Raw genomic sequence first — 13,995 nt, 5'->3', positions numbered from 1 at the left:
TCGGAGGAACAAGCCGTCTCTAATGGAAATATATCACGCAAAAACTGCCTTGGGCTTCAGCTTTCAGCCATGAACAGCAATCACCCCAAGCCAGGTGGAGGGAATTATGGATAATAAAGATACGTCGCAAAAGACAGGGAAGAAGATATTTGCCTTAAATATTATTAGTAATGACGACAAGAGCAAGCATAAAGGGTTCGGCGCGGGCTCCATTGATTTGAACAGCATGTCACCCGTAATCATTGACGGTGGCGAAGCATATATCGATATCGGCGCCATGCATGCTAAGAGTAAAGTAGAGAAGGGCATCAAGTTCTCGACGAATCGGGAGGATGTTCCTAATGGCCGTCAGGTATGGATCGTATGGGTAGCCGTAGACCGTACACCGGAAGCAGGACAATTCTATGGCGGAATGACTGCGTGCGAAATGTGGATTGATACGGAAGCTCGCCGGGGATGGAAAATCCTTGCCGACCATGTCAACAAGATGGATTATGCCCTTAAGCGCAAGATCATCTTGGATGGACTAGGTGCAGAACAGAAGGCGGCTCTTAAAAAGCTCCTGGTGGAAACCAATGAAGAATGGTGGGAGAAGTCCTCAGATGAGCTGAAGGCGGCCTTGGATTCTGAATAGAAACGGAATTGAAAAGCTAGTCCATACAATGGCAACTGAAAAAAAGCACACGATGGTTAAGGAGATACCCTCAACCAGACGTGTGCTTTTGTTTTCTTTTAAAAAGAAAGGGTTCCCTGCTGACATTCAGCTTGTTGAACGATAGGCCGGCGTGTCTCTGCCAAGCAGAACGGTAAGCCCCAGCAGCGTTACAACGATCGTAGCCCCCATATCGGACATGACGGCGATCCAGAGAGTGAGCCAACCTGGAATCGTCAATAGCAGGGCGATCAGCTTCAAGGTCAGCGAAATTCCGATATTCCAGACGATGACGCGGCTTACCTGTCTAGCGATTTTAATGGCGCCGGGCAGCTTGCCAAGGTGATCCTGCATGAGCACAATATCAGCGGTTTCTACCGCCGTATCCGTGCCTTTGCCCATGGCGATCCCCAGGCTTGAGGCGGCAAGCGCGGGAGCGTCATTAATGCCGTCTCCGACCATGGCCACATTCCAGCTTCCGGACAGCTCACGAACCCGCTCCACCTTTTGCTCTGGAAGCAGTCCGGCGGCCCAATCGGTTACGCCTACCTGAGAAGCAATGGCTTTGGCGGATTCGGCGTGGTCGCCCGTGAGCATGACCGTGTGGGCTATGCCGTTTCGATGCAGCTCGGCAATAACGTCCGGGCTTTCCGGTCGGAGCTCGTCAGCCAGCCCGTACAAGCCAAGCACGCTGCTGTGATCGGCAACTAGAACAACAGTGAATCCCGCTGCTTTGAGATGATGAAGATCATTCAGGACTTGTTGGCGCAAGTGTTCCTCCAGCGAGATTTTCCCCAATATTTCCTCACTTCCAGCCCAGTAGCGAACACCCTCAATCTCCGCTGACAAGCCGATACCGGGGAGCGTTACAAGCTCAGTAGGCTCAGGCAGAGCTGTGCTTGAAATTCCTTGAGCCTCCGCTTGCCGGACGATGGCTTTGGCGAGCGGATGCAGGGAACCTGCTTCCATGGCTGCAGAAATGCTATGGAAGCGATCCGCATCGTATACGAATTCCTTCATGACAGAAGGCTGGCCTAACGTTAGAGTTCCCGTTTTATCGAAGGCGACAGCATTGATTTTGCCAAGCTGCTCCAAGTGTACTCCGCCTTTAACAAGCACTCCGTTTCTAGCGCATCTCGTCATTCCGCTGACCAGTGCAATAGGCGAGGAGAGCACGAGAGCGCACGGGCACCCGACGATGAGAATAGCGAGTCCTTCGTAGACCCATTTCATCCATGGCTGTCCGAGCAGTAGAGGGGGAATGAGAACGACAAGGGCAGCTATGATCATAATTGCAGGTGTATAGTATTTGGCAAATTTATCGATGAACAATTCCGTTGGCGTCTTCGTATCCTGGGCCTCCTGCACAAGATGCATGATTCGGGCGAGGGAAGAGTCCTCGTAGGCCTTATCGATTCGTATTTTTAATAGGCCATCCGTATTGACGCTGCCGCCGAAGACGCCATGTCCCGGCTCTTTCGGCACCGGGATGGATTCACCAGTGATTGCCGCCTCATTTACGGCGCTATGCCCTTCGATAATCGTTCCGTCAGACGGTATTTTCTCACCTGCGCGTACCAGAACCATATCGCCGATGTTTAGGCTGGCAATCGGTACAGTTAACTCACCGTCTCCTGTAAGGAGAACGGCTTGCTTCGGAGCGGCGCTTAGCAGCGCCTCCATCGATTTGCGGGCCCGGTTCATTCCGTACCCCTCAAGCAATTCATTCAAACCGAATAAAATGGCGACCAGCGTAGCTTCCTTCCATTCACCGATCAATACGGCGCCAACCATGGCTACTGTCATCAGCGTGTCCATATTGAATTTCAGGCGAGTCAGGTTACGGAGTCCACGAACAAAAGTCGAATAACCGCTGAGAGCAATGGAAGACAGATACATGATAATGAGGACGCTGCCCGGCATGATGGAATCAAAAATGAAAGTCGCTATATATAAAGCCGCAGCTATGCCAAGCAGCCATTTCCCTAGGCGATTGTCACCATGCTCATGGGAATGGCCATGGCCGTGGCTGTGTTCCTCACCGCGGCTGTCTAGATGGCTATGTCCATCGCCGTGCTCATGACCATGTACATGGCTTTGCTCATGCTGATGTCCGTGAATATCTCCTCCGGAGATACGGCCGTCTCTCCGTCCCTGTGGTGGAATCAGGGTAGCTCCATCGCGTTTAAGTATTCCCTTGACCCGGGTTAGATCCACTTTAGGGGAAATGAGGAGCCGGCCGCTATTATATAGAATAGATGCTGTTTGACCGTGCTCGAGCTTCTGGATTTCCTCCTGCATTTCTCGGGCGCAGTTAGCGCAAGAGAGACCCTGAATACGATATTCAACTTGGGAAACGGCCTGATCTTTGTCTGAAGCAGCAGGGAATTTACTCATGGCAATTCTTCTCCTTCTGGTGTTCCAGCGTCATTGTGATTAACGTGTGGATATGGTGATCCTTCAGTGAGTAGAATACGTTCTTACCTTCCTTACGCGACTTGGTTATGTCCATTTGCTTCAATAAGCGTAGATGATGAGATGCTGTAGCGACTGAGCTGTCAAGAATCAAGGCGACATCGCAAACGCATAGCTCCTCCTTCTGCTGCAATAAGTAGGCGATCTTCATACGATTCGGATCGGAAAGTGCTTTGAACATCTGCGCCATGCCGACGATGTCCTCCTCGATGAGGCTTCTCCGCAGCTCTGCTGCCATATCACTGTGCACATGGGAATGCCCGCATACTTCAGCTTGGACTACAGGTATGGAATTTGTCATATGTAAAGAACCTCCTAAAAATTGAGAAAAAACATTCAATCGTTTGTTTGATTGTTTGAGTATAGTATACTCTTGCTGGTTATATTATTCAAATGTTCGCTTGAATGTGTATAGCAATTAGCCGCAGAACGCAAAAAAGGCGCCTATTTGGCGCATTTTAAGGGGGCTATTTGCCAGCTATTCTCCAAATTCTTTAAATACCGTCATATTTTTATCGAGAAGAGGAACATACGGGTGATTCCGCAGAAAAAATCGCCAAGGCTTTGCAGCATACTCCTCAGCATAAGCAATATTGATCCGTGGCGACTGCATGATCGTCTCATTCTTCAGCGGCCGCCCCGCTTCTATCCATAACGGACCATCCAGCTCCATGAGGGACTGGCCGTTCAGCGATTTGTCGATGCGGAGCCCGCGGCATAGCTTGCCGGGGCCGCCGGATAAATCGACGGGCTTCTTTGCTGCAGCATTTCGGTATTTACGCATCAAAGCTTCATCGTCCGGGGTTAAAGGCTCTACGGCACGAATGAGCACCGCCTGCGGATCATTCATAGCGCCGGTGACGACATTCAGGCAATGGTACATGCCATAAATGAGATAAATGTAGGCTGCGCCTCCTTCACCGAACATCACTTCCGTTCTTGCCGTTCTTCGTCCGCCATAGGCGTGGCTTCCTTTGTCCTCTATACCGCCGTAGCTCTCGGTCTCCACAATCCGGCAGCGAATATGTCCGTCTTCGGTACGGCGTACAAGCGTATGTCCGAGCAATCGTGGGGCCGCTTCCAGAGCCGGCACCTCGTAGAATGCAGGGGGAAGCGGCGATCCCTCTTGATATTGAGAAAATGACAAGCTCATGGTTAGAGATCTCCTTATCTATACGTCATTTATACGTTTTGAGTGTCGAATGAGGATATCTCTCATGTTACAGCATGCCCTACTCCTAGTCCATCCACCAGCGTTTCAGGTCACTCCACCAGGAACGGCTTTCTGGTTTATCTTCGACAGGAATCGGCTCAGGCTCCTTTTTCCCGTGTTCATCACACGCTTCTGTCGGCTCGGTGCCCTCGATAAATACCTCCAGCTTTTTGTCCGGACAGTCCTCGGTCGCTAGCTTCCCTGTTGCAGGATCGAGATATACACTCACGACCCCATCGGGAATGGGGAAAATTTTCGGCGGTACCTTTTCCAACGCCTTCTCCGTATATTTGGCGAAGATGGGCGCAGCCTTTCGTGATTCAGCTGTACCCAGGGTCTTCCCTTTGTCATAGCCGATCCAGACGGCCGTGGACAGCTCGGGGGTGAAGCCCACCAGCCAGGCATCGGTGCTTGTCGTACCCGTCTTGCCTGCGACCGGACGCTTGATCTCCGCTGATACGCGATTTCCTGTTCCCCCCGCTTCGAATACGCTCTCTAGCAAATGGGTCATTACATAGGCTGCGGCGGGTTCCACGATCTGCTCAGCTGCTGGAGAAGGAGCTTCATATAACACGCGATCCTCGTCATCCGTGATTTTTAAGACGGCAACGGGCTTAACCTGTTTTCCTTGATTACTGATCACCCCGAACGCGGTAGCCATTTCAAACGGACTAACGGGTGATGTGCCAAGCGCCAAGGAAGGTACCGCATTCATGGGGCTCGTGATGCCCATCCGCCGACCGAGCTCAATCACCTGATCGGCTCCGACCGTCAGGATCGTATTCACGGCGTAGATGTTGTCCGAGGCGGCAATGGCCTGACGCATATCGATATCGCCTAAATATTTATCCCCGAAGTTTTTGGGACTGTACGTCTTCCGGTTATTATCATAGTGAAACAAAGTCGGCTGGCTGGAGAACTTGCTGGCACTCGTCATTTTGCGAGAGGACAAGGCCGACAAGTACATAATCGGCTTAAAGGTAGACCCGGGCTGACGGGTAGTCGCGAAGACATGATTATATTGGCTTTGCACATAATTCACGCCGCCGACAAGAGCCTTAACATGGCCGTTTCGCGGGTCAATGGAGATCAGAGCGGCTTCCAGCTCCGGTGAATTCTTAATCTCGCTGGTTACAGCCGCCTCGGCCGCCTGCTGTGCTTCCAGATCCAAGGTCGTGTATATTTTAAGCCCGCCATGCTCAAGCAGGCTTTCATCGAAGCCAAGCTCCCGGATGACGATATTACGGACGTAGTCGCGAAAGTAAGGAGCTTTATCTCCGGTCGTCCGCAGCTTTTGGGATTTGAAATGGAGTATTTCCTCGTAGGCTTCTTTCGCCTGCTGCTCAGTGATACTGCCCGTTTCCACCATGGCGTTCAGCACGAGGCGTTGACGATCCTTCGCATTCTTCATTTGATTGAAGGGGGAATAATAAGTAGGCCCCTTGGGTACGCCGGCCAACATGGCGCTTTCGGCCAAGCTTAACTGCTCAGCGGCTTTGCCGAAATACATCTGAGCTGCTGCCTCAATTCCGTAGGCGCCGTGCCCGTAGTAAATTTCGTTCAAATACATTTTCAAAATATTATCTTTATCGAGCTTCATTTCCAGCTGCGCGGTATACATTGCTTCCTTAAGCTTTCGCGACCAGGTGCGTTCATGCGACAAATATAGGTTACGTGCGAGCTGCTGCGTTAATGTACTAGCACCTTGCACTTTATTCATTTCTTTTAGATTCACGAGAACAGCTCGGGCCATTCCTTTCAGATCAAAGCCGAAATGCTCATAGAATTGCCGATCCTCCACAGCCAGCGTCGCCTGGATCAGGTAAGGGGAGATATGATTCAGCGTTACATTCGAACGGCTACGATCCGTGCTGGAGAAGACGGCAATCGCCTCCCCCTCGCGGCTGAGAAGCTGTGAGTTTCGGTCAGAGTAAGCGAGCGGCAGATCAGTTTGATATAGGTAGAATAGAAGTGTGCCGATAGCTATCAATCCAGTTAATCCGCAGATGAGCAGCCATTTCATTATAAAAAATTTACCGCGGCGTGACCCCCGTCTGCTGCTTCGGACAAGTCTTTGCATAGCAAGTATCACCTCCAATCTTCATTACTGTCCGCAACGATACGGCTATTGTTAAGTATGGGAAAGTTTGGAGGAGATATTCATGGCCTACAGCATGGGGGGAAGTCATTTTTGCAGATTTACCTAAATAGTTGCATTTTCACCTTGTTTTAATATAATCAAATTTGTTTTGTTTAAAGGACAAAAACCCTTGATACACAAGGGTTTTTTACTGAATATTTATTGCTTTGCCCACATTTTGCCCACTCATGACTTTAAATTAACGCCCCTCATAAGCTCAGCGAATTTTTGAGAGGCTTCTTTTCGCACTTTTTTAGTAACGTGCAGATATATTAATCTGGTGGTATTGTCGTCTTTATGACCAAGTCTATCCATGATCGCCTCTAAGCTTACACCAGCTTCGGCCAGCAAGGAGGTATGTGTGTGTCTGAGTGAGTGCGGGGTTAATTCTTCGCTTAACTTTGCTTTGCTTAAGTACTTTCTCATTCGCCTTACAAATCGATTTCTGTGTTCTGGGTATCCTGGATTTCTTTCGGAATTAGCAAAAATGAAATTATGTTTATCGTAGTAAATGTTTCGCATAGACATTTTAATTTCCTTTTGCTTGACTATTTGCTTTTCCAATAACATCACTACAGTTTCATCAATATCAATTATTCGTCTAGATTTTTTTGTTTTAGGCTTTTTAAGTTTAAACTTCTTGGCATTGCACTTCCCGTTATAGACCGTCTTATTAATTCTCAGTTGTAATTTATCTTTAAAGAGATCCTCTTCGCATAACACCGATAACTCCCCGATCCTAATTCCAGTATAGGCCAAAGTGTAAAATGCAACATAGTCTTTAAAAGTACCGTATTCTTCAACTACTTTAAGAAATTTAGCCAGTTCCTCTTTTTCAAGGAACTTCGGTAACTCTTCCTCTTCCTCGCCAACTTCGTATTGAGTGTCTTCTCGCGGCAATTTTGATTGCTTAGTAGGATCATGTCTAGTGTAACCGTGAATAATTCCCCATTCAAACATCATTTGTCCAGTATTATGCGTGCTTATCAGCGTCTCTTGTGCATAACCTTCTTCATCGTTTTTTCCTCCAGGCTCTTTCATTTTAATCAACATGTCTTGATACATTTTAGTAGTTATTTGATGGACTTGAACTTTATCGAAATGCTTTAACATCCGATTAATTGCGTTGCGACGAATATCGACAGTGCCATCAGATACTCCTCCGATTGATTGATAATGCTTTAGCCAATCCTCTGAAAATTCTCTAAAACTAACTTTCTTCCCTTTGACATATGTACCTTTTTTATATTGCAATTCAATTTCTACACAGGCATCCCAAGCTTCTTGTCTAGTTTTATATCCACTACCCGGTATTTGGATTCGTTCTCCGGTGACAGGATCGGTTCCACAATTGGCAGTGAACGACCAAGTTGCTCCACATTTACATTTTTTCTTATTCTCACACTTGCAGCCGCGCTTTCTAACGTAAGGCATTGTGTTTCACCTCTTTACTCATCTATTGTTTTAAAGTGACCCATGTATAATCCACATATAGTTATTTCATTTGGGTATACTTCCTTGATTTCATATTTATCATTTTCTGGAACCAGGCTAATTGCTGGCGATCCCTCAGTCCATTTAATTCTTTTTAGCATCCCTTCCTCTTGGTCGTTAACAATAACAGCGACGATTTGTCCGTTATTTTCCGCCCAAGGTGCTTTGCGAAAGTACACTACATCGCCATCTTCTATACCGGCGTTTATCATACTGTCACCTTTGACTCTCAATGCGAAGTCAGGTTGCTTTTTTCCCGGGAAGGGATATAAAACATATTCTTCTATATTTTGATCTGCTAAAAGACCGTTTCCAGCACATATCATCCCAACTAAGGGCACCTTAGTGATCGGTGAAGGAATTGGCAGTTCAATATTTTCTCCAAAGCTTGGGTCAATTCTTTTCTTAGGAACACCTAATGCCAAAGATAATTTTTGAACGTTTCCGGGAAGTGCAAGAGATTTTTTATTTAAATAATCAGAAATTGTACTAGTGGGTATACCTGTTATTTCACTTAGCTTTTTTTGAGTCATTTTCTTCTCGATGAGTAAAGATTTCAAGTTTAAGGCAATACTTTCTCTTAACTTCATTTCAAACTCAGTATGTTTTCCACGCTCCAAAACGCCCACTCCTTAAATTATCATTTCATCTAATGCTCATTATATCCGATTTAAACCGAAAAATAAAGGAAAAAATCCGAAATAATTCGGTTGACGATCCGAAAAAAATCGGATATCATTAAGTTGTCAACAAAAGCCAAACATAAGGAGGAGAGAAAATGTCGGACGATACAATGTTGACGGAGTTAATGTTAACTCTTGAAGCAGCTAGAATTAACTGTGGGTATACATTGGTTGAAGCGGCAAAAAAGTTCAATATCCATAGGGACACATTGTGGAAGTACGAACAAGATTCAACACGAGTATCGAGGACGTTCATGCTGAGGGTGTATGAAGTTTATGGAATACCGAAAGAACAAATTTTTTTCGGTAAGAAATCCGAATTTTTTCGGATTAGAAATAAAATGTCTGCATCTTAGTTTAAGAAAGGGGATGAACTCTATGATTTCTAGAGAAGAGCTTCCGAACAATTTAACTGCAAATAACATCCATGAGTTTACAAACATAAAATTGCGGACTGTCTACGACCTAATGAATAAACATCCGAAAAGTGGTGGCATTCCATCATTCAAAATCGGTAAATCGCTCTACTCACAAAGAGACGAATTCTTAAAGTGGTGGGATGAGACGGTGAGGCGAGGAAGAATACACTCCGCTTAACTGCCACTAAATAGAAAGGAGTAATGAAAATGAAAAAATCACTCAAAAAAAATGAAATGACGGAAGTGGAATCTAACATTCAACGGGCAGAAAACATCTTGAATCAATGCTTAGACGCATTAGAGAAGGTAGTTAAGAAAAACATAGAGTCAGGAAACATCGGAAGCATACCTACAAATAGAGTAGCTGAAATTACGGATCAACTACTCAAAGTGCAGGAATTAAAGATACTTCTTAAATGTCACCATGAACATCAATAGCAGAAACTGATGTATCGGGGTTTAGTTTTATACTTGAGAATTCTTTTATGGTGAATCGTTTTACGAAATAAACATCCATCGTTGCGGAGCAAAACAAGAGACTTATTAGTAATTGTTTTCCAGTATCGTTGTTTGAAAACGAAATTGGCGGATCGACTTCATTTCTAGAATAAAGAATTATCCCTTGATCGTCGGTTGTATTTTTTACTGATACTACAAGTTCTAAAAAATCATGGTAGTTTGATGTTTTTATTAACATCTTCACACCTCCTTTCAATATAAAAATATTCGACAGGAGAACCTACAAGTCCTACTAGGGAGGAGTAATGAAATGACAAAGCAATGGAAAACCGTGCTACGCACTAGAGGCTTCGAAATCAAAGTGTTAGATGGTGCCGGGCAAGACGATTGCCACGACTACATTATCGTTCCACCGCTGGGTGAGGGACATTCTTACGCTACGATCGAGGATGCAGTAAAAGCTATTACGGGAAAGGAGTAATAAAATGAACCGATTAAGGGTCTGGTTAATAAAAAAAATGATCGGTAAGGAAGTCACGGTATTTGTAACTGAAAAAGGTTCAGACTGTTTCCGCATTGAGGTAGCAGACAGTAAGAACCGAAAATTGTTAGTCAAATGTGAGGTTGAGAAAAAAACATCTATTCGTTACTGGTTAAAAGATTATCTACCTTTTTAACGATTCGGAGAATGTAATCATCGTCGTTATATGTAGCTTCAACCGATAGCACATAATCTTCATATTCTGGCATGTCATATGACTTGAAAATGATTGCATATCTATTTTCGTCAAAATGACAGTAACCAATATGAAAAAACCAACGCACATCACTGTCATCGATACTATCAACAAACTCAAGTATTTTTGTTGCACATGGGCATTTGTCATAAAAATCACTTTTGGTTTTCATGACATCATCAAACATTTTAGAACTCCTCTCTTTTAAGAATGGTAATCATGACACTTCAATTATTCGACAGGGAGCGCACAAATCCTATTAGAAAGGAATGATTATGTGGATCAATTAGTTTTTATCCAAGACGGAAAGACGGTAACAGACAGTTTGACAGTGGCAGAAGTATTCGGCAAGGAACACAAACATGTAATGCGGGACATACACTACTTGGATTGCAGCCAAGAATTTCATCAGTCCAATTTTGGACTCATTGAATACAGGGACAAGCGTAATCGGAATCAACAGAAATACATCCTTACTCAGGATGGATTCTCGTTTTTGGCAATGGGCTACACAGGCAAGGAAGCTGCTCGCTTCAAGGAAATGTACATCAAAGCATTTGGGCAGATGCGGGAGCAACTGAACAATCGTCCAGTCGATCAGGTCAAGGCTCTCATGCAAGCGACACATAACTTATTAGCTAGTCAAGAAATGATCGTTGAGCGTGTGGACGACCTAGAACACAAGGTAGAGAACCAAATCACGCTCGACAGCGGACAGCAACGGCGTCTGCAGCAAGCAATCGCTAAAAAGGTATGCAGCATCGAACCAAACAAAGCGGAACGCGGCGTGCTATTCAGGCAGCTACACCGGGAGATTAAAGACCGCTGGCAAGTCCCGAGTTACAAGGATATTCGCCGCCAAGATTTACAAGTAGTGCTTAATTACGTTGCTGCTTGGGTTCCGATCCGGCGAGCTGGTTAGAGGGAGCGTATAACGTGAGGAAAATTTCACTTTTATCAATTTTAATAGGTTTGGCAATAACCCTAAGTGCTTGTACAGATGCTGATATCGCCTCGAACAACTTATCCAAGGCCGCTGACAATTTTGAGATCGATAGACGGATTGTGTTTTACAACGGGATCACCGACACCTACTTGCTGACCATCGAGGGGCGTTGCTCATTGGGAAATGGGGATGATCGGTCTAAACAGGTAACCGTAACGTGCAAGACGGGGGATGACGAATTCAAGAAACATTTCCTAGGCTTGTCGGACAATGTTACTTATTTTGCGGAGCAACTGGAACCAGTAAGTGTTAGTGCCTATCATTACCGCGTCACGTTTAAGCCACAAACCATCATGCCTGACATTGACCTAAGAGTTAACGGCGATTGATCAGATATCGAGGGGAGGTACAAGCCAATGAACCAAGAGGAAGAAGTGTTAAGAGTTGCGTTCCAACGCTTGATTGATCGCAAGGAAAGCGAGGCATTGATTCAAGACTTTATCGACCGTTCCAAACGTTTCTACGCCGGGAATGATGAACTGCTTGCAGTGTTGGACGAGCTTCAGCAGCAAATACCGAGGGGGTAATGGCGTGAAAATTAATAGTGATATTGCAATAGCTACAGGCGAGGTACAAGCCCTTGCATTTTTGATAAATCTACACACTGATTACGCGGTATTCACGGATTTTTCTGGGCATGTGACTCTATTTAAAATCAGAATACGAGCCAGTAAACAGGATTACAAAACCAGAATTACAACTGATGAGGTTTATTTACACAAGGGCGCCGCCACGCTGGAGAAACTTAAAACCTTGAAACTCCGGTTAAAAAAGATTCTTCGCGATAAGGAAGTGAATTACAGCGATCTTGACTACACAATCCGCGAAGAAAGGGACTATCACTTAGGGGGCACAAACTAATGAGCCGCATTATAACCGGGAACCTGGTCGTCGAAGATGGCAAAGTCTCTATCCAAAGTGAAGATGGATCCATAACCGAACTAACCAAGGAAAATGTAATAAAAATCGAATGCCGCAATGCAGATAGATTTGTCCGCGTCACATTGAGGCAGATCACCCACAATTACGAACAGTACGGCTGGTCGATCTATGCTGGCATTTACTCAATTGTCGAGATTAGGAGGTAAAGAATATGACCCCGGAGCGTTTAGAGCAGCGCCTCGCCGCGAGGCAACGCTTGAATCTACTGCTATCCATGCAAAGCAAGTACAACACGGATTTATTCGACGATGCAATTGAAGAACTTACCCAGGAATTAAGGAGAAGGGAAGGGGCGGAATGATCGAAGAAGTTCCAACGCAATCAGTTGAGTTGAGCACCGAAGATGTGTGCTGGGTGGATAATGAAGAGCACGTATTCCTTATGTATCGGATGGATTCGGAGCCAGCCGCAGTAAAAATTAAAGGACAGGCAGACATACTTAAACTTCGCGACCTACTCAATGCAGCCTATCCGCCTGCGGTAACGCCAGCCATTTTACAGGAGCGTCAACAATGGTGAATCCTGTTGTCCCTTTTGTTTCTGTCGAGGATGACACGGAATTGATTTGGGCGCCGGATGAACCGACATTGTTTGATGCAATCGTAATTGTTCATTGTAATCTGAACGATCTTTATGCCGTACATTTCGAAAAGCTACCCCCGCTAACGGCCGGGGAAAAGTTGGTCTTAGAGAAGATCAAACGCATAGAACAGATACGTTTGGAACTCCGAAATCTATCTAAACAAATGGTGTCTCTATATGGAACGAGATCAGATTTAGTTCAATTGACAAGACAGAGATACTACGAGCTTTTAGCGGAATTGGAATCGATTCAAGGGCGACGAACTCCGGACTTTCAGCCGATCAGCAATACAGGAGCCTATTCTGAGCCACTGCGGGCAATCGTTAAAAGCGATGCCAAATGTGGATGCTGGACATGCAATGAGCCCATTGAGAAGGGGCAAAAGGTTGTGCGGTATGGAGAGGACATTTACTGCAATTACAAGTGCCTCTCTGAGTCAATCGCAAGCAAGGAGGAATCATGGATCCAAGCGTGATTGGACAATACATCCGAGATATCAAAGTCTATCGGAAGCAGGTAGAGGATTATACGGATGATAGCCCTGGTTCTCTCCGTATGCGTCTAAAGCTGCTGACACAATGTCATGAACTGATGGGGCGCGTATCAGCGCACATGGATGGGGAATATGAGAGAGCCAAAGTTCTGCGGATAAATACATATGCCGAGGCGAAGCGGGACGCGGAACGGGGCGACAAGGTAAATGCTGCGGAATTGGCGGTAATGGAGTTGCGGGAAGATGAGGCCGCGGCCTTGGAACGCTCTCGGTTATGGAAAAACGAATTTAAGGCTCTAACTGAACATCTATATGAAATCCGTCTAGCAATTCGGATGGAATTGAACATCTTGGCGGCCGGAGGCGGCGGGATATGAAACGCCTGGAGCGCCAAAACGACACGACAGAAAAAAAGAAATTCGCCCCGATGGTTGCTTTGAGGGAAGCGACCACAGGGCGAACTCGACGCGAAAAATACAATTCCAATTAATTCAATTGTATCAAATTTCGCGGCGAGGAACAAGCAAAAAAACAACGCTTTGCCGGGCGTTTCTGGGCTTGTAATGGGTATTATCTTTCCTGCGAAGCAAAGATATTTGAGATTAATAGAATGTTGGGAACGGCAGTCCCAGCACGGTTAGACAGCAGGATTGAAATACTCTTTACGGCACTAAGCAACCTGGGGGAATCGCCGTGCGG

Annotated in this window: 21 protein-coding genes; 13 read left to right on the top strand and 8 right to left on the bottom strand. The window is 45.8% G+C overall.

What is annotated here, in order from left to right; translation table 11 throughout:
- Positions 1-106: 106 nt before the first annotated feature.
- A complete protein-coding gene (locus ACE3MQ_RS25115) occupies positions 107-634 on the top strand; it encodes a YwhD family protein (protein WP_379397942.1) in 528 nt (175 codons plus the stop codon).
- A gap of 126 nt (positions 635-760) precedes the next feature.
- Here ACE3MQ_RS25115 and ACE3MQ_RS25110 read toward each other — a convergent pair whose 3' ends face one another.
- The 6 genes from ACE3MQ_RS25110 to ACE3MQ_RS25085 form a co-directional block, all read right to left on the bottom strand.
- Positions 761-3,049, bottom strand: coding sequence for a heavy metal translocating P-type ATPase (locus ACE3MQ_RS25110; RefSeq protein ID WP_379397940.1), 2,289 nt, complete (start codon positions 3,047-3,049; stop codon positions 761-763).
- Positions 3,042-3,365: an ArsR/SmtB family transcription factor gene (locus ACE3MQ_RS25105; protein ID WP_379397996.1), complete on the bottom strand. Its 324-nt coding sequence runs from the start codon at positions 3,363-3,365 to the stop codon at positions 3,042-3,044. Before ACE3MQ_RS25105 ends, ACE3MQ_RS25110 begins: the two co-directional genes overlap by 8 nt.
- Positions 3,366-3,605: 240 nt before the next feature.
- A complete protein-coding gene (locus tag ACE3MQ_RS25100; protein WP_379397938.1) occupies positions 3,606-4,280 on the bottom strand; it encodes a DNA-3-methyladenine glycosylase in 675 nt (224 codons plus the stop codon).
- A gap of 85 nt (positions 4,281-4,365) precedes the next feature.
- Positions 4,366-6,363: a transglycosylase domain-containing protein gene (locus ACE3MQ_RS25095; protein ID WP_379397994.1), complete on the bottom strand. Its 1,998-nt coding sequence runs from the start codon at positions 6,361-6,363 to the stop codon at positions 4,366-4,368.
- Between the two features lie 303 nt (positions 6,364-6,666).
- The gene (locus ACE3MQ_RS25090) at positions 6,667-7,914 is read right to left on the bottom strand and encodes a tyrosine-type recombinase/integrase (RefSeq protein ID WP_379397936.1); all 1,248 of its coding nucleotides are present in this window, start codon (positions 7,912-7,914) and stop codon (positions 6,667-6,669) included.
- A 14-nt stretch (positions 7,915-7,928) separates the two neighbouring features.
- Positions 7,929-8,594 (bottom strand): LexA family protein, encoded by a 666-nt coding sequence (locus tag ACE3MQ_RS25085; protein WP_379397934.1) that lies wholly within the window; start codon positions 8,592-8,594, stop codon positions 7,929-7,931.
- Between the two features lie 158 nt (positions 8,595-8,752).
- Here ACE3MQ_RS25085 and ACE3MQ_RS25080 point away from each other — a divergent pair, with 158 nt between their 5' ends.
- Together ACE3MQ_RS25080 and ACE3MQ_RS25075 are read left to right on the top strand one after the other, a co-directional pair.
- Positions 8,753-9,013: a helix-turn-helix domain-containing protein gene (locus tag ACE3MQ_RS25080; protein WP_379397932.1), complete on the top strand. Its 261-nt coding sequence runs from the start codon at positions 8,753-8,755 to the stop codon at positions 9,011-9,013.
- A gap of 270 nt (positions 9,014-9,283) precedes the next feature.
- On the top strand, positions 9,284-9,514 hold the full coding sequence (locus tag ACE3MQ_RS25075) for a hypothetical protein (protein ID WP_379397930.1): 231 nt from the start codon (positions 9,284-9,286) through the stop codon (positions 9,512-9,514).
- Here the strand turns inward: ACE3MQ_RS25075 and ACE3MQ_RS25070 are convergent.
- Positions 9,489-9,773, bottom strand: coding sequence for a hypothetical protein (locus ACE3MQ_RS25070; RefSeq protein ID WP_379397928.1), 285 nt, complete (start codon positions 9,771-9,773; stop codon positions 9,489-9,491). The two genes, ACE3MQ_RS25075 and ACE3MQ_RS25070, sit on opposite strands and share 26 nt — an antisense overlap.
- A 72-nt stretch (positions 9,774-9,845) precedes the next feature.
- Here ACE3MQ_RS25070 and ACE3MQ_RS25065 point away from each other — a divergent pair, with 72 nt between their 5' ends.
- A complete protein-coding gene (locus ACE3MQ_RS25065) occupies positions 9,846-10,016 on the top strand; it encodes a hypothetical protein (protein ID WP_379397926.1) in 171 nt (56 codons plus the stop codon).
- Positions 10,017-10,174: 158 nt separating this feature from the next.
- Here the strand turns inward: ACE3MQ_RS25065 and ACE3MQ_RS25060 are convergent, their stop codons facing one another.
- Entirely contained in the window at positions 10,175-10,459 is a 285-nt protein-coding gene (locus ACE3MQ_RS25060) for a hypothetical protein (protein WP_379397924.1), read from the bottom strand.
- A gap of 90 nt (positions 10,460-10,549) precedes the next feature.
- On the opposite strand from ACE3MQ_RS25060, the gene ACE3MQ_RS25055 reads away from it, so the two are divergent.
- From ACE3MQ_RS25055 to ACE3MQ_RS25015, 9 genes are read left to right on the top strand one after another with little or no spacing between them, the layout of a single operon-like run.
- Entirely contained in the window at positions 10,550-11,194 is a 645-nt protein-coding gene (locus ACE3MQ_RS25055) for a Rha family transcriptional regulator (protein ID WP_379397922.1), read from the top strand.
- A gap of 14 nt (positions 11,195-11,208) precedes the next feature.
- Positions 11,209-11,607 carry a beta-sandwich lipoprotein gene (locus ACE3MQ_RS25050; RefSeq protein WP_379397920.1) on the top strand — a complete coding sequence of 133 codons (399 nt, stop codon included), beginning with the start codon at positions 11,209-11,211 and terminating at the stop codon, positions 11,605-11,607.
- Between the two features lie 27 nt (positions 11,608-11,634).
- Positions 11,635-11,805, top strand: a complete 171-nt coding sequence (locus ACE3MQ_RS25045; RefSeq protein WP_379397918.1) for a hypothetical protein — start codon at positions 11,635-11,637, stop codon at positions 11,803-11,805.
- Positions 11,806-11,809: 4 nt separating this feature from the next.
- Positions 11,810-12,139, top strand: a complete 330-nt coding sequence (locus ACE3MQ_RS25040) for a hypothetical protein (protein ID WP_379397916.1) — start codon at positions 11,810-11,812, stop codon at positions 12,137-12,139.
- Entirely contained in the window at positions 12,139-12,366 is a 228-nt protein-coding gene (locus ACE3MQ_RS25035; RefSeq protein WP_379397914.1) for a hypothetical protein, read from the top strand. Before ACE3MQ_RS25040 ends, ACE3MQ_RS25035 begins: the two co-directional genes overlap by 1 nt.
- Positions 12,367-12,371: 5 nt before the next feature.
- Entirely contained in the window at positions 12,372-12,521 is a 150-nt protein-coding gene (locus ACE3MQ_RS25030) for a hypothetical protein (protein WP_379397912.1), read from the top strand.
- Positions 12,518-12,739, top strand: coding sequence for a hypothetical protein (locus ACE3MQ_RS25025; RefSeq protein ID WP_379397910.1), 222 nt, complete (start codon positions 12,518-12,520; stop codon positions 12,737-12,739). Before ACE3MQ_RS25030 ends, ACE3MQ_RS25025 begins: the two co-directional genes overlap by 4 nt.
- Positions 12,733-13,278 carry a hypothetical protein gene (locus ACE3MQ_RS25020; RefSeq protein WP_379397908.1) on the top strand — a complete coding sequence of 182 codons (546 nt, stop codon included), beginning with the start codon at positions 12,733-12,735 and terminating at the stop codon, positions 13,276-13,278. Before ACE3MQ_RS25025 ends, ACE3MQ_RS25020 begins: the two co-directional genes overlap by 7 nt.
- Entirely contained in the window at positions 13,263-13,673 is a 411-nt protein-coding gene (locus ACE3MQ_RS25015) for a hypothetical protein (RefSeq protein WP_379397906.1), read from the top strand. Before ACE3MQ_RS25020 ends, ACE3MQ_RS25015 begins: the two co-directional genes overlap by 16 nt.
- The last annotated feature ends 322 nt before the right edge of the window (positions 13,674-13,995 follow it).

Source organism: Paenibacillus lentus (assembly GCF_042714055.1).
GTDB lineage: Bacteria > Bacillota > Bacilli > Paenibacillales > Paenibacillaceae > Fontibacillus > Fontibacillus lentus_A.
The sequence above is the reverse complement of the archived record's forward strand: the minus strand, read 5'-3'. Positions and strand labels throughout refer to the sequence as shown.

What these genes read in the sequence shown, in the direction of transcription:
- ACE3MQ_RS25030 (WP_379397912.1), top strand. Translation starts at nt 12,372, where the DNA reads ATGACCCCGGAGCGTTTAGAGCAGCGCCTCGCCGCGAGGCAACGCTTG.
- ACE3MQ_RS25025 (WP_379397910.1), top strand. Translation starts at nt 12,518, where the DNA reads ATGATCGAAGAAGTTCCAACGCAATCAGTTGAGTTGAGCACCGAAGAT.
- ACE3MQ_RS25095 (WP_379397994.1), bottom strand. Translation starts at nt 6,363, where the DNA reads ATGAAATGGCTGCTCATCTGCGGATTAACTGGATTGATAGCTATCGGC.
- ACE3MQ_RS25065 (WP_379397926.1), top strand. Translation starts at nt 9,846, where the DNA reads ATGACAAAGCAATGGAAAACCGTGCTACGCACTAGAGGCTTCGAAATC.
- ACE3MQ_RS25105 (WP_379397996.1), bottom strand. Translation starts at nt 3,365, where the DNA reads ATGGCAGCAGAGCTGCGGAGAAGCCTCATCGAGGAGGACATCGTCGGC.
- ACE3MQ_RS25020 (WP_379397908.1), top strand. Translation starts at nt 12,733, where the DNA reads ATGGTGAATCCTGTTGTCCCTTTTGTTTCTGTCGAGGATGACACGGAA.
- ACE3MQ_RS25035 (WP_379397914.1), top strand. Translation starts at nt 12,139, where the DNA reads ATGAGCCGCATTATAACCGGGAACCTGGTCGTCGAAGATGGCAAAGTC.
- ACE3MQ_RS25060 (WP_379397924.1), bottom strand. Translation starts at nt 10,459, where the DNA reads ATGTTTGATGATGTCATGAAAACCAAAAGTGATTTTTATGACAAATGC.
- ACE3MQ_RS25075 (WP_379397930.1), top strand. Translation starts at nt 9,284, where the DNA reads ATGAAAAAATCACTCAAAAAAAATGAAATGACGGAAGTGGAATCTAAC.
- ACE3MQ_RS25045 (WP_379397918.1), top strand. Translation starts at nt 11,635, where the DNA reads ATGAACCAAGAGGAAGAAGTGTTAAGAGTTGCGTTCCAACGCTTGATT.
- ACE3MQ_RS25080 (WP_379397932.1), top strand. Translation starts at nt 8,753, where the DNA reads ATGTCGGACGATACAATGTTGACGGAGTTAATGTTAACTCTTGAAGCA.
- ACE3MQ_RS25090 (WP_379397936.1), bottom strand. Translation starts at nt 7,914, where the DNA reads ATGCCTTACGTTAGAAAGCGCGGCTGCAAGTGTGAGAATAAGAAAAAA.
- ACE3MQ_RS25070 (WP_379397928.1), bottom strand. Translation starts at nt 9,773, where the DNA reads ATGTTAATAAAAACATCAAACTACCATGATTTTTTAGAACTTGTAGTA.
- ACE3MQ_RS25100 (WP_379397938.1), bottom strand. Translation starts at nt 4,280, where the DNA reads ATGAGCTTGTCATTTTCTCAATATCAAGAGGGATCGCCGCTTCCCCCT.
- ACE3MQ_RS25115 (WP_379397942.1), top strand. Translation starts at nt 107, where the DNA reads ATGGATAATAAAGATACGTCGCAAAAGACAGGGAAGAAGATATTTGCC.
- ACE3MQ_RS25015 (WP_379397906.1), top strand. Translation starts at nt 13,263, where the DNA reads ATGGATCCAAGCGTGATTGGACAATACATCCGAGATATCAAAGTCTAT.
- ACE3MQ_RS25110 (WP_379397940.1), bottom strand. Translation starts at nt 3,049, where the DNA reads ATGAGTAAATTCCCTGCTGCTTCAGACAAAGATCAGGCCGTTTCCCAA.